This is a genomic window from Enterobacter sp. RHBSTW-00593 (genome assembly GCF_013784105.1).
In the GTDB taxonomy this organism is placed as follows: Bacteria; Pseudomonadota; Gammaproteobacteria; order Enterobacterales; family Enterobacteriaceae; genus Enterobacter; species Enterobacter ludwigii.
Genome location: NZ_CP056393.1, coordinates 4,099,036 through 4,113,370 on the forward strand (window position 1 = coordinate 4,099,036; position 14,335 = coordinate 4,113,370).

Consider the following 14,335-nt stretch of genomic DNA (forward strand, 5'->3'; position numbering starts at 1 on the left):
TGAATATGCTGAACAAACGTTTTTCTGTGAGCCTGATAATTATCGGCTGGTTATGCCTCAGCGCGAGCGTCTGCGCTCAGGCCCTCTCGTTTACGCCCCCCCAGGAACGGCCACAGCCTGAGGCGAGTAAGCCCTGGCCAAAGAACCATTTTCTGGTTCTGGCCTACCATGACGTTGAAGATGATGCAGCCGATCAGCGCTACCTGTCCGTTCGAACCAGCGCCCTAAACGAGCAGATCGGCTGGCTTGTGCATCACGGTTATCACGCCATTAGCGTGCAGGATATTCTGGATGCGCATGAGGGCAAAAAAACGCTGCCGCCCAGAGCCTATTTACTCAGTTTTGATGATGGCTACAGCAGTTTCTACACCCGCGTCTGGCCACTCCTTCAGGCCTGGAACGTCCCTGCGCTGTGGGCACCGGTGGGCAGTTGGGTAGATACGCCAGCGAATCAGCAGGTCAATTTCGGCGGACTGATGACACCCCGCGAGCGCTTTGCAACCTGGGATATGGTGCGGGAGCTAAGCCAGTCTCCGTTGGTTGAGATTGGCTCGCATACCTGGGCTTCGCATTACGGCATACCGGCTAACCCACAGGGAAGCCGTGAACCCGCCATCGCCAACCGCTTTTACGATAAAGCGACGGGGCGTTATGAAACCGATCGGCAGTTCAACCAGCGGATCGCTGATGACGTGCGCAAAGTTACCGACAAAATTACCCGGGTGACGGGAAAAGCGCCCCGCGCCTGGGTCTGGCCCTATGGCGCCGCGAACGGCACATCGCTCGCCATCGCCAGAAAGCAGGGTTATCAGCTGGCCTTTACCCTTGAGGATGGGCTGGCGGATGTGCGCGATCTCGGCAATATTCCGCGTCTTTTGATTTCCGGAAATCCCTCGCTCAAATCCTTTGCCAGCACGGTCAGCCAGATTCAGGAGGCCGATCCCGTGCGCGTCATGCATGTCGATCTCGATTATGTCTACGATCCCGATCCGGCCCAGCAAACCAACAACATCAATAAACTTGTCCAGCGGGTTTACGACATGAAAATCAGTCATGTTTTCCTGCAGGCGTTTTCCGATCCGCTGGGCGATGGCACGATCAAAGCGCTCTACTTCCCTAACAGCCGGCTTCCGGTGCGCGCCGATCTGTTTAATTTTGTCGCCTGGCAACTGCAAACCCGTGCAGGCGTAAAAGTCTATGCGTGGATGCCGGTGCTCTCTTTCGATCTCTCACCCGCACTCCCGCGGGTACAGCGCTGGGATCGTCAAACGGGCCAATTGCACGAGGCTACCGACCCCTACATCCGCCTCTCCCCGTGGAACCCCGAGGTTCGTCAGCAGGTCACGGAAATCTATGAAGATCTTGCCCGCTACGCCAGCTTCAATGGGATCTTATTTCACGACGATGCGGTGCTGACAGACTTTGAAGATGCCGGCCCGGATGCCCTGCGCGCCTGGAATAACCGCAGCATCGCCGCGATGCAACACGATCCGGCCGCCCTTCATGCCTGGAGTCGCTTTAAAAGTCAGACGCTCATCGGCTTTACCCGCAGCCTTAGCCAGGCGGTGAAAAACATACGCGGCCCGCAGATTAAAACTGCGCGGAATATGTTCGCCCTGCCCATCCTGCAGCCCGAGAGCGAAGCGTGGTTTGCACAAAATCTGGATGATTTTCTGATGACCTACGACTGGACGGTTCCGATGGCTATGCCGCTGATGGAATCCGTTCCGGCCGAGGAAAGCGATGCCTGGCTCACGCGGTTGATCGCCGCCGTTGCCGCACGGCCCGGTGCGCTCAATAAAACCATTTTCGAGCTACAGGCCCGGGACTGGGAGCAGAAACCTCAACGTGCCGTGCCCGACACGCGTCTGGCGCAGTGGATGCGCGTTCTCCAGCTGAACGGCATCAAAAATTATGGTTACTACCCCGACGATTTCATCAACAACCAACCTGATATTTCACGCATCAGGCCTGAATTCTCTTCGTACTGGTACCCTGACAATGACTGATCGCATTATCGCATTCTCTATTTTATGCCTGGTATTCGGGTTGCCTCTGGGCGTGGCTGCCCTCTTTACCGGAGAACTGATTCTGGATTTTGTCTTCTTCTGGCCACTGTTCATGTCCGTGCTCTGGATAACCGGGGGGCTCTATTTCTGGTTTCAGCTTGAACGGCACTGGTCATGGGATAAGCAGACGCCCGCTCCCACGTTAGACGGCGATCCGTTAATTTCAATCCTGATCCCGTGTTTCAACGAGGAAAGAAATGCCCGGGAGACCATTAGCGCCGCGCTGGATCAGCGCTACCCCCATATCGAAGTTATCGCGATCAACGATGGTTCTTCCGACAACACCGCAGAGGTGCTGCAGCAGCTGGCGCAGGAACAGCCGCGCCTGCGCGTCATTCACCTCGCAGAAAATCAGGGAAAGGCGGTGGCGCTTAAGGCCGGTGCGGCGGCGGCGCGCGGCGATCTGCTGGTCTGTATTGATGGCGACGCCCTGCTCGATCGTGATACCGCAGCCTATCTGGTAGAGCCGCTGATTAAGTATCCCCACGTCGGGGCCGTCACCGGGAATCCGCGTATTCGCACACGATCAACGCTGATTGGCCGTATTCAGGTAGGCGAGTTCTCGTCGATTATTGGTCTCATCAAACGGACGCAGCGGATCTACGGCAGGGTCTTTACCGTCTCCGGGGTTATTGCGGCCTTTCGCCGACAGGCGCTGGCAGATGTGGGGTACTGGAGCCCGGATATGATCACCGAAGATATCGACATCAGCTGGAAGCTTCAGCTTCGACACTGGGATATCTTTTTTGAGCCGCGGGCGCTGTGCTGGATCCTGATGCCAGAGACGTTAAAAGGTCTGTGGAAACAGCGTTTACGCTGGGCTCAGGGCGGTGCAGAGGTCTTTCTGGTTAACCTTCGCAAGATCGTGCGCTGGGAACATCATCGCATGTGGCCGCTGTTTTTAGAGTACGCGTTGTCAACGCTGTGGGCATTCGCCTATGCGGTGACCGTGTTGCTTTTCATTGTCAGCCATATCATTACGTTACCCACAAACCTTACCGTCGAGAGTCTGTTTCCTCCTGAATTTACCGGGTTGCTTCTGGGGGTCATGTGTCTGATGCAATTCCTCGTCAGTTTGTATATCGAGCGACGCTATGAAAGAAACGTGGCGAGTTCGCTTTTCTGGGTGATCTGGTTCCCGATGGTGTACTGGATGATTGGTCTGTTCACCACCCTCGTCGCCTTTCCAAAAGTCATGCTTAAACGCCAGCGTGCACGTGCGCGCTGGATCAGTCCGGACCGGGGAAAAGGAAGCATTCAATGAACGAAAATACGCTAATTCTGACTGAACATCGGCTATTGCCCCGTCTTTTTGATGCGGTACTGACGCTGCTGGCATGGGGAGGTTTTCTGTTTTTCCTCTATGCCAATCTGTGGATGCAGGTAACCGAGGAGAGCAACTACCGCTGGGGCATTATTATTGCCTCGTTTAATACGGTGCTGATCTATTTGCTGATCGCCGCGCTTAACGGCTGGTTGCTCATTCTGTGGTATCAGTACAATCGCCGTCGCGCTCAGGTAAGGCGGCGGCGTCCCGATACCTGGCGTCACGATGAGCTGGCGAGAAGCTTTAACGTCCCCCCGCAAATCATTTCAGAGATGAGTCAGTACAATTTGCTGACGGTCTATCATGACCAGATCGGCCGCATCATTGACCTGAAGATAAGTCAGCAGCACGACGAGCATCCCTGAGCCGCCAGAAAACGAAAATCACCCGCAAGGAACACTTGCGGGTGTGTGTTGACAGCCGGAACAGCTTACTTGTCTTTCACCACAATCAACGGTTCGATGTCGCTCTCTTTCTTCACCACCAGCGAATCATCCCCGCGCAGACAGGTGCCGCCGTAGTTACCGCCCACGGTAAACGTACAGACCTGGATATGCTTGCCATCCACCTTCGGCAGGCACCACAGCTGTTGGTAGATATTTCTGCGATCGACAAACTTACCGCTCGACTTGTCCAGCACTTCATCCCCGGCGCTAATCAGATCGATATTGCTGCCGCAGCGTCCGGCAATCGGTTTGATGGCGTAACCGGTCTGTTTCAACAGGTCGTTAACCTCGAAATCGGTATCGAGCAGATAACGGTGATTCGGGAACAGCTGCCAGAGCACCGGGAGGATCGCCTTGTTGCCGGGAATAACCGTCCACAGCGGTTCGAACACCAACACTTCCGGACGCAGCAGGACGTCAATCAGCCGTACGTCACCTGCCGGATGCCCGGTGCGGATCGGCACGGCGGCGTATTCGGTTTCGCTCACCTCGCGGATCTGCTCTATCGCCGTCTCCCACGCCCAGGTTTTCCACACGCAGTTAACGTGACGGCCTTCATCGTCAATCAGTTGCCCGGCTGCATCCCAGCTGAGAGCGTTAAGTCCATGCAGAATTTTGGTTTCAAACCCGGCCTGCAGCAGAGAGCGCTGAATAAAGAGCGCGTGATAATCCTCTTCGACGTCATTGTCCTGCATGATGTGCACGAACGGACGCGCATGGCTGTGCTTCCACGCGCCGGTAAGTTCTTCCAGCAAACCTTCCGCCGGATTGTGGCCGTTACCGCGATAACCGTTCTTCACCCACTCTTCGAGGATTAATCCCCCTTCCGTGTGGCAGGAGGCAGAATCGGCGTTGTATTCGTAAACCTTGATGCCACGCTCATCCATACAGAAATCCATACGACCGGTGATCATATGGTGACGACGCCACTGCCATGAGAGGCGCAGACGCGGCCAGAGGATTTTAGGGATGTCAAAAAGCGCCAGTAAGTTATCGTCCTTCAGCACTTTGTCGGTCGCGTGCAGGTACATCAGGTGCAGTTCATTGGTCGCTTTGATCAGCTCCTGCTCGGCACTTTCGGTGATGGTAAAATACTGGCAGGGATCTTTATTGATAAAGTGGCCGTTTGCGCGGACATATGCCTGCTGCAGGGCGTCGTTTTCGTTGAGCCATTTCCCGTCCAACTGACGTTTATTCTTCAGCCGCGCACCGCTGATTTTGAGCAGTTCACCGTCGAGTTCCGGCTGCGGGATGCTGTGCTCCGTGTCGTCCGTCTGGATCATCCAGCCGAGAATTTCGGTATCGTTAAAGGTGTCATGCAGCGTGTAAGTACCGTTCTCAACGGTCATTCGCAGCTCGCGCGTCCACTGCTGCCCGAGCGGGAGCGGAGAGTGAATAACGTTCTGCTCGGCAATGCGCACCTTATCGTCCAACAGTTGCGTGATCACAGCAACGTGGCCGGTCTCATGAAACTCCCCGCCCTTTTGCCAGATAAGCAACGCCCCGGCCTGCGGCGCGCGTTTCGCCCCATTGGCAAAGGCCTGAAGCGGCAGGATGTTATCGTTCACGACCTGGCGCAAAAAGCGCAGAGAGAAGATCTCCCACGCCATACCGACGTCGGTGAAAACACATCCATAATTGAGGAACAGAAAACGGCGGGCGAACTCAACACACTGCCACTTGTGGCCCATGTATTCATTGCCAATATAGCTGCGAAAATCCGCGTCTTCCGGATAACGACGCGGATCGAGACTGCCGTAGTTTGAAGAGTAAATCGCCACGCCACCCGGCGCATAACCTAATAACGTCCCGAATGGCGCGTCACTGCTTAACTTTCCTTTACGCATGTATCCAACCTAAAACGGGCAGGCGGCAATGTTGAAAGGGTTGTCGTCGTCTGCACGTTGTAATTAACCTGACAGAGGTGGGATTTATCATACACCCGTTCCGCTGTCTGTGTAGCGTGGCGCGAAGGGGAAATGTATTGCGCTCAGTTCGCTAAACCCTCCTATGAACTCCTGCTACACTCCCTCAACACATCACAAAAAAGGCAGGCCAACATGTCAGACGAAAATACCTATCAGCCACCCAAAGTGTGGGAATGGAAAAAGAACGGCGGCGGCGCATTCGCCAATATTAACCGTCCGATCTCCGGTGCGACGCATGAGAAAGAGTTACCCGTGGGCTCGCATCCGCTGCAGCTCTATTCTCTGGGCACACCAAACGGGCAGAAAGTGACGATTATGCTGGAAGAGCTTCTGGCGCTTGGCGTGACGGGTGCCGAGTACGATGCATGGTTGATTCGCATTGGTGAAGGCGACCAGTTCTCCAGCGGCTTTGTTGAAGTGAACCCGAACTCGAAAATACCGGCGCTGCGTGACCACTCCACGACACCGCCCACGCGCGTATTTGAATCCGGCAGCATCCTGCTCTATCTGGCAGAGAAGTTCGGCCATTTCCTGCCAAAAGATCCGGCGGGACGTACGGAAACCCTGAACTGGCTGTTCTGGCTGCAGGGCGCGGCCCCGTTCCTCGGCGGCGGTTTCGGCCACTTCTATAACTACGCACCGGTGAAGATTGAGTACGCGATTGACCGCTTCACGATGGAAGCCAAACGCCTGTTCGACGTGCTGGATAAACAGCTGGCGCGTAGCCGCTACGTGGCCGGTGAAGAGTACACCATCGCCGATATGGCGGTCTGGCCGTGGTTCGGCTGCGTGGCACTGGGTAGCGTGTATAACGCCGCCGAGTTCCTCGACGCTGAGAAGTACACCAACGTTCAGCGCTGGGCGAAAGATGTGGCACACCGCCCTGCCGTGAAGCGCGGGCGTATCGTTAACCGCACCAGCGGCGAGCTCAACGAGCAGCTCCACGAACGCCACGCGGCGAGCGACTTCGAGACCAATACGGAAGACAAGCGTCAGGCGTAATGCTCTGCCGGGCGGACCACCGCCCGGCAACAGGGATCCCTGCCAGGGGCATGATTTGCTTAAGGGTTGAGCCGGTATTACTGGCACTATGCGGACGTTTTTCTCAGGTCAGATGACGAGAAAAGCGGACTCAACCGACAGCAGTCACAAAGGATTTGTTATGAAATTGATGAAAACAGCGCTGATTATCAGCACCCTGATCTTTTCCACTTCTGGTATGGCGATAGATAAAACCGCCGCCGGTGCAGTGGCCGGTGCGGCAATTGGCGCAGCCACGGGCAAAGATTTGAAATCCACGGTAGGCGGTGCGGTCGTTGGCGCGGGTACCGGTGCGATGTTCAAAAACGGCGACAAAGGTAAAGCTGCGCGTAAAGGCGGTGCGGTGGGTGCCGTGGTGGGTGCAGGTGCTGCGGCGGTAACAGGCAACAGCGTACTGAAAGGGGCCGCCGTCGGTGCCGGCTCTGGCGCACTGATTGGTGAAGCCACCCACTGATAAGCGGCGGGCGGCGCTCCGTTTGGCTCGCCTGCATTTAATCGAAAAAAAAAGGCCGCACACGGCGGCCTTTTAGCAGTGTTTATGCCGAGAGGCGGAATTTCTGCACCGACCGCTGAAGCTCTTCGGTCTGACGTTCAAGCGCGGAGGCCGCTGCCGAGACCTCTTCCACAAGCGAGGCGTTTTGCTGTGTCACGCCATCCATTTGCGTGATAGCAATACCCACCTGCGAAATCCCCTTACTTTGCTCCTCAGACGCAGACGCGATTTGCTTCATGATGGTCGTCACTTCCGTCACATCACGCAAAATGGCATCCATGGTGGTGCCCGTGTCGCCCACCAGCTTTGCGCCCTGCTCAACGCGGGAAACGGAATCGGTAATCAATCCCTCAATTTCTTTTGCCGCGTTGGCGCTGCGGCTTGCCAGGTTACGCACCTCGCCGGCCACGACGGCAAACCCACGTCCCTGCTCGCCCGCGCGCGCCGCTTCCACGGCAGCGTTGAGCGCCAGGATATTGGTCTGGAAGGCAATGCTATTGATCACATTGGTGATTTCAGCAATCTTCTTCGAGCTCTCAGAAATACCGCTCATGGTGGTCACCACCTCTTCCACCAGCGAGCCGCCGCGGCTGGCCGTTGTTGACGCCACATCCGCCAGTTGGCTGGCCTGACGCGCGCTTTCCGCGTTCAGCTTCACGGTGGCGGTCAGCTGTTCCATGCTGGCCGCCGTCTCTTCCAGTGCGGCGGCCTGCTCTTCGGTACGGGACGAGAGATCGTTATTACCGCTGGAGATCTCCGTCGCGCCGCGCCAGATATTCTCGCTGCCGGAGCGAATAGAGCTCACCGCTTCTCGCAGGCTATCCTGCATCGCGCTCAGCAGGGGAACCAGTTGCCCCACGCAGTTGCGACCGAACGGTTCAATCGGCTGACTGAGATCGCCCTGGGCAATCTGGCGGAACTGCTGGCGAATGCGAGCCAGCGGTTTTACCAGCATCGCCACCAGGTAACGGTCGGTGAAGAGCAGTATTAACAGGCCAATAATCGTGGCGGTGATAATCACCGTGCGGGTCATGCTGGTCAGGCTGTCTACGACGACTCGGGTGCTGTCGAGTGCCCGGGCGGCCGCGTTGTTAAAGTTCTCCGCAGCAGCACCAAACGCACGACTCAGCGGAGGGGTGATGTTATTCGCCTGCTGACGGTAGCCCTCCAGAGAGGACTGCTTCGCCTGCTGCATTTGCGGCGTTACGCCCTGCTCAAGCAAAGCCTGCCAGCTACCGATCACCTGAGCTGAAACTTGCTCATCCATCGGTCCTGGTGAGATTGCCTTCATCTCAGCCAGTTTCTTCCCCATATTGTCCAGCGCCTGCTGGGCAGGGGCCAGGTCCGGTGTGCCACCCGCGGCTTTCACTTCCATCGCGCGACTCAACCGGGTTACAAAGCGAAAATACTGATCGTTACCCTGACTGAGTATGGTCATCTGTTTGACCAGCTGGCGATCCACCTCATTGCCCTCTGATACCCGTGACAGAGACCAGGTGCTGTAAAGCCCCACGCCCGCCCACATTAAACAAAAGATCCCGAGAATCGTCAGCATGACGAAACGGATCGTGAAATTACGCAACATATTCATAAGTCTTCCTTGCCGTGAGGGTGAATTCGCCCAGAGGCGAGTCTTACCCTCGTTATCGGCAGGAATGAGCAAATTCATCACCTTTCACGCATTATTTTTATTAAAATTTTTACTGCCCCTGCGTTCATTCAGAAAAAAGAAACATTTTCGAAGGGGAAAATTACCCTGCTAAGAATGTGTTTTACTTTGTCAGTGGATAAATAAATGTAAAACTGCAGCGCATTAAATTAACGGCCATACCTCCTGAGGAGTACCTCATCAACAGGTTGCGTCAATCAATAGCGCTACCCTTTCGCGAAAACCCGCTTAATTTGCAGGGTAACTATTCAGTTTTATTTATCACACAAATATATTAACACCTAATTATCAGATTTCCTGATTTAAATACCCCAATAACTTACTCCTTATCTTTTAAATTTCATTACATCCTTTACTTATGAGAAATTCCTTAAATTAAATAAATTCCTTTACAAGGATGTCGACGATTTTTTATTAACGGAGTTTCAGATGCGTAAATTTATGAACCGCACATTGCTTTCGCAGTGTGTCTTAATGGCTTTAACCTCTTTCGGTACCCAGGCAGCAATGACGACAGCGACACCGTGTGAGGATGGCGTGACGACGCAAACCTGTGGATTAACGAAATATACCGATGACAGCTTTTATCAAAATCCCGGTGTAACAAATGCGGTTATGGCCGACGCCACGGCGAATAATATTTTCATGGATGGTCATCGAGGTGATGGCGACACGCAGTCATTAACGGTATCCGGAACGGATATGTCAGGCCACTATATCCAGGGAAGCAACGGCGGTACCGCGAATATCACCCTGAATAACGGCGCTACGGCCGATATGATTGAAGTCGGTAGCGGAGGCGCGACCACCAATACCACCGTGACGGTTGATGGCGCGACGCTGAACGGTGAAAACAGCACAGGCAATTACCAGGGTAATAAAACCTATATGATGGGCTCAGCGATTTATCTCGATCCACTGGATAAAGGCTACCACACAGTCAATATTGAGAACGGGAGCGCGCTGCATGGCAGCATTGTAAGCGCCGGCGCTGGCGAACAGAATATTACCCTTAGCAACAGTACAATGGATAAGGGCGGTATTTATGCAGGGAGCGATCAATCAAATACCCGCATTACGCTGACCGGAGCCACCGTCGATGCCTCGCAGAGTGAAATCGCGCAGAACATGGGCGACCTGGCCGAAAAACTCAGCGAGTATAAGCCGTTCAGTGACATCAACCTGGATGGCGTGGGCGATCTAGCCATCGCCATGTACGGCACCCAGGCCGTTTCCCTGGCCCTGAATAACAGTACCGTCACTGGCGATATTGGCGTTATTAATGAAAAGGGGTCGACATCACTTACGTTTACTAATAAGAGCGTTGTGAATGGCAATATTACCCTGAACGGCAGTTCAGCGAATTCTGTTCTGGTGGATAACAGCACCATTAATGGTGCGGTAAATACCGGTCAAAACAGCGGCAATACCACCATCACGCTGCAAAACGATGCCACCGTAAATGGTGATATTACAACCGGTGCGGGCGATGATACGGTCGTGCTGACCAATAATTCTCATGTTAACGGCAATGTTGATGGCGGTGACGGTAGCGACACGCTGTCAATGGATGCCGGCAGTTCTGTTTCTGGTGAAATTAGTCAGTTCGAGACGGTGAACACGACCAGCAATAACAGCATCGCCATTGATAAAATTAACGATGCCACCAGCTGGAGTTTGCAAAATGGCTCAACGCTTGTCGCTACTACCACCGGCAGTAATGCGATGGTAAATATGAGCACCGACAGCTTTGTTGATTTCGGCAATATCACCGGGGTTAATAACGCCGTTGTCGTCAACAGCATTACTCCCTCGGCACAAAATCAGCAGAACGTGATTCTGGGTACGTTCACCACTTCAGGCACCAGCACCCCGCAAAATTATGCGGCGGCCACCTTCACAAATGGCCAACAGAATGTTGAAAACCGTAGCGGCGCTTATAACTATGACAACAGTCTGAATATTGTGGCCGCAGATACCGCGCCGCAGACACGCCTTACCGCCGATAATACGCAGTCGTGGAATATCGAATTTAACAGCCAGAAGGGCAGCCTCGCGAGCGACGTTCAGGGCCTTGTTGCCGGTCTGGACGCTGCCGAGCAGGCCGGACATCAGGTGGCTGATGATATCAGCAACCATATGAATCAGGTGCATCTGGCTAACCTGCTCGGCAAGCAGGAGGAAGGTGCGCAGGTCTGGGGTGATTTCCTCTATCAGAATGGCAATTTCAGCAATGATGTTGACTATAAGAGCATCACCCAGGGCGCTCAGGGTGGCGTGGACTGGACGGCGCATCTGGACAACGGTGATAGCGTCACTGGCGGTATTGCACTGGCATGGACACGCAGCCGCGTGCAGGATACCCATGACGGCGCTGATAGCTTTAATGACAGCGTCTACGGAAATTACTACAGCCTGTACGGTGGCTGGCAGCAGGCGCTTAACGGCAGAACATGGGGTATGTTTGCCGACGGTAGCTTCAGCTATGGCGATATGCGGTACACCCTGTCTGCGAATAACGTGACGGGGAATACCAGCGGCATGACCGAAGCACTGCACGGTTCGACGGATGGCACCCTGTATATGGCGCAGGCGCGTACCGGTGTGAACGTGTTGCTGCCAGGTGAAACCCTGCTGCAGCCTTACGCCACCTTAGGCTGGGATCAAACCAAAGCAAACGGCTTCTCCGACAGTGAAGTGGCCTTCGCCGACAGTCAGGTCTCTTCCTGGAACAGTGGGGTCGGGTTGAGACTCACCACAACGCTTCGCGATCTGAGCAAGAACGTGCAGATGATGCCGTGGATCGACGCACGCTTCCAGAAAGAGTTCAGCGACGATACTGATATTCAGGCGGCGGATTACCACACCACCTCCGGCCATAACAACACGATGGGGATCTTCGGAGCAGGCATCAATGCAACGATAGCGCATAACTTCACGCTTAATACTGGGGTGTATGTCGGCACCGGTGACGTGGACAACGATGCCAGCGTGCAGGCGGGGATGAGCTACAGCTTCTGACGAGTGAACGCCCGGTCAGTCTGATGCTGCCGGGCTTTAATCATTCAGGGTGGTCAGGCATGTCATCGCTTATCAACAGGATTTGTGATTTGATAAGCACAGAATGAAAACGTTGTTTCGAAAATTCATCGACAAGAAAGGAGACATCATGTCCTGGCACCCTTACCCCGCCCGCTACGAAAATATGCAGTACCGCTACTGTGGAAAAAGCGGCCTGCGCCTGCCGGCGCTGTCGCTTGGTCTGTGGCATAGTTTCGGTCACGTACAGCCTCTCGACTCTCAGCGGGTGCTGTTGCATAAAGCCTTCGACCTCGGCATTACCCATTTCGATCTTGCCAACAACTACGGCCCGCCGGCGGGAAGCGCGGAAGAAAACATGGGTCGTCTGCTGCGGGAAGATTTTGCCGCGTATCGCGATGAACTGATCATCTCAACCAAAGCAGGCTATGACATGTGGCCGGGGCCGTATGGGTCGGGCGGGTCGCGCAAATACCTGCTCGCCAGTCTCGATCAGAGCCTCAAGCGCATGGGGCTGGAGTATGTGGATATTTTCTATTCTCACCGCGTGGATGAAAATACGCCGATGGAAGAGACCGCCGCTGCGCTGGCCCAGGCCGTGCAGAGCGGTAAAGCGCTGTATGTCGGTATCTCCTCCTACTCCACGGAGCGCACCCAGAAAATGGCGGACCTGTTGCGTGAGTGGAAGATCCCGCTGCTTATCCACCAGCCATCTTACAACCTGCTCAACCGCTGGGTCGATCACACCGGCCTGCTGGATACGCTTGAGAAAAACGGGGCGGGTTGCATTGCGTTTACGCCGCTGGCGCAGGGTCTGCTGACCGGAAAATACCTGAACGGTATTCCTGAAGATTCTCGTATGCAGCGTGAAGGCAAGAAGGTGCGCGGTCTGACGGAAAACATGCTGACTGAAGCCAACCTGAACAGCCTGCGTTTACTGAATGAGATGGCACAGGCCCGTGGTCAGACGATGGCGCAAATGGCACTGAGCTGGCTGCTGAAGGATGAACGCGTGACATCCGTACTGATTGGTGCGAGCCGTCCGGAGCAGATCGAAGAGAACGTGCAGGCCCTGAATAACCTGCACTTTAGCGACGATGAGCTGAAAAGGATTGACCAGCATGTTGCGGATGGGGAATTGAATTTGTGGCAGGCATCGTCGGATAAATAGCGCGGTCTGTCGCGCTCACGCTCCCCCTCTCCCCTGGGAAGAGGGGGGGAAAATTACTTCTTACTGATCTTATCCAGATACCCCATCACGAACGCAGACAGCACAAACGTCAGATGGATAATCACATACCACATCAGTTTGTTGTCCGGGACATTCTTGGCGTCCATGAATACGCGTAACAGGTGGATAGATGAGATCGCCACAATCGACGCGGCCACTTTATTCTTCAGCGACGAGGCATCCATTTTGCCCAGCCAGTTGAGCTTCTCTTTGCGCTCGTCGATATCGAGCTGAGAGACAAAGTTCTCATAGCCGGAGAACATCACCATCACCAGTAATCCGCCCACCAGCGTCATATCCACCAGCGAGAGCAGAACCAGAATCAAATCTGCTTCGGCAATGGAAAAGATGTTCGGCAGAACATGCAAGATTTCCTGGAAAAACTTAATCGTCAGCGCAATCAGCGCCAGCGAAAGGCCAAAATAGACGGGTGCCAGTATCCAGCGAGAGGCGTACATCGCGTTTTCAAAGAAGCGTTCCATAAAGTCCTGTCTGCAAACGAAACCAGCGCCCAGTATATCTCAACGGCGCTGACTGTTTGCAACAACTCACTCGTTGTACGTTCAGACATTGTCAGGATTAACGTCCGGGCGCGCGTACTCCGGCCAGACCAGCACCACCAGTTCCGGATACGCCTCCAGGCTGAACTCACGAAAACACTGGCGCAGGTTTAATACGTCCAGATCGGAACAGGAGACCTTCTCACCGTTAAGGCAACGCTTTTTGATATTGTCATAATATTTATACACCGCGGAATTCAGGTCGCTGCAGCGGCGCTGCGCTTCAAACAACCCAGGCGTGTCATTAATTTCCGACATTTTCATTCGCTTAATTGTCGCGTGCAAAAAGTCGATATATTCATGGTTCACCCGCCAGTACCAAACCGGTGTAACCGAGTTCATCAATACGGAGAAATGGTCTTCACCTTCCTCTTTTGTCATCAGTTCAGGTAGCGGAGGTTCACTGGCGTCTTTCGACACTTGCGTTTTATTGAACTCCTGCATCAATAAAAGAACACCAGCGGTCAGTAATAGTAATGTGATGACCGTAAAAAAAATGCTGTTCATGGGTAGGCTCCATTTTTTTTGATTT

The 14,335-nt window shown here is 54.3% G+C and carries 11 protein-coding genes; 7 read left to right on the plus strand and 4 right to left on the minus strand.

What is annotated here, in order from left to right; translation table 11 throughout:
- Positions 1-5 precede the first annotated feature (5 nt).
- Genes pgaB through pgaD form a run of 3 tightly spaced genes read left to right on the plus strand, consistent with a single transcriptional unit; the run spans position 6 to position 3,761 of the window.
- Positions 6-2,009, plus strand: a complete 2,004-nt coding sequence (gene pgaB, locus HV242_RS19630) for a poly-beta-1,6-N-acetyl-D-glucosamine N-deacetylase PgaB (RefSeq protein ID WP_050737291.1) — start codon at positions 6-8, stop codon at positions 2,007-2,009.
- A complete protein-coding gene (pgaC, locus tag HV242_RS19635) occupies positions 2,002-3,333 on the plus strand; it encodes a poly-beta-1,6-N-acetyl-D-glucosamine synthase (protein ID WP_032678962.1) in 1,332 nt (443 codons plus the stop codon). The genes pgaB and pgaC overlap by 8 nt, the downstream gene beginning before the upstream one ends.
- Entirely contained in the window at positions 3,330-3,761 is a 432-nt protein-coding gene (gene pgaD, locus HV242_RS19640) for a poly-beta-1,6-N-acetyl-D-glucosamine biosynthesis protein PgaD (RefSeq protein ID WP_020883670.1), read from the plus strand. The genes pgaC and pgaD overlap by 4 nt, the downstream gene beginning before the upstream one ends.
- Before the next feature lie 65 nt (positions 3,762-3,826).
- Here the strand turns inward: pgaD and gss are convergent, their stop codons facing one another.
- A complete protein-coding gene (gss, locus tag HV242_RS19645; protein ID WP_050737292.1) occupies positions 3,827-5,689 on the minus strand; it encodes a bifunctional glutathionylspermidine amidase/synthase in 1,863 nt (620 codons plus the stop codon).
- 213 nt (positions 5,690-5,902) lie between these two features.
- Here gss and yghU point away from each other — a divergent pair, with 213 nt between their 5' ends.
- Both yghU and HV242_RS19655 read left to right on the plus strand, forming a co-directional pair.
- Positions 5,903-6,772: a glutathione-dependent disulfide-bond oxidoreductase gene (gene yghU, locus HV242_RS19650; protein WP_020883668.1), complete on the plus strand. Its 870-nt coding sequence runs from the start codon at positions 5,903-5,905 to the stop codon at positions 6,770-6,772.
- 160 nt (positions 6,773-6,932) lie between these two features.
- On the plus strand, positions 6,933-7,265 hold the full coding sequence (locus HV242_RS19655; RefSeq protein WP_020883667.1) for a glycine zipper domain-containing protein: 333 nt from the start codon (positions 6,933-6,935) through the stop codon (positions 7,263-7,265).
- An 82-nt stretch (positions 7,266-7,347) separates the two neighbouring features.
- On the opposite strand, the gene HV242_RS19660 is transcribed toward HV242_RS19655, so the two are convergent.
- A complete protein-coding gene (locus tag HV242_RS19660; RefSeq protein ID WP_032678967.1) occupies positions 7,348-8,895 on the minus strand; it encodes a methyl-accepting chemotaxis protein in 1,548 nt (515 codons plus the stop codon).
- Positions 8,896-9,402: 507 nt separating this feature from the next.
- On the opposite strand from HV242_RS19660, the gene HV242_RS19665 reads away from it, so the two are divergent.
- Together HV242_RS19665 and HV242_RS19670 are read left to right on the plus strand one after the other, a co-directional pair.
- Complete coding sequence (locus HV242_RS19665; RefSeq protein WP_050737293.1) at positions 9,403-11,994, plus strand: autotransporter family protein; 2,592 nt, start codon at positions 9,403-9,405, stop codon at positions 11,992-11,994.
- A gap of 148 nt (positions 11,995-12,142) precedes the next feature.
- Positions 12,143-13,183: an aldo/keto reductase gene (locus tag HV242_RS19670; protein ID WP_050737294.1), complete on the plus strand. Its 1,041-nt coding sequence runs from the start codon at positions 12,143-12,145 to the stop codon at positions 13,181-13,183.
- Positions 13,184-13,236: 53 nt separating this feature from the next.
- Here the strand turns inward: HV242_RS19670 and HV242_RS19675 are convergent, their stop codons facing one another.
- Both HV242_RS19675 and HV242_RS19680 read right to left on the minus strand, forming a co-directional pair.
- Positions 13,237-13,725 carry a TIGR00645 family protein gene (locus tag HV242_RS19675; RefSeq protein WP_014171606.1) on the minus strand — a complete coding sequence of 163 codons (489 nt, stop codon included), beginning with the start codon at positions 13,723-13,725 and terminating at the stop codon, positions 13,237-13,239.
- 81 nt (positions 13,726-13,806) lie between these two features.
- Complete coding sequence (locus HV242_RS19680; protein WP_020883663.1) at positions 13,807-14,310, minus strand: ESA_00282 family adhesion-associated protein; 504 nt, start codon at positions 14,308-14,310, stop codon at positions 13,807-13,809.
- Positions 14,311-14,335 lie beyond the last annotated feature (25 nt).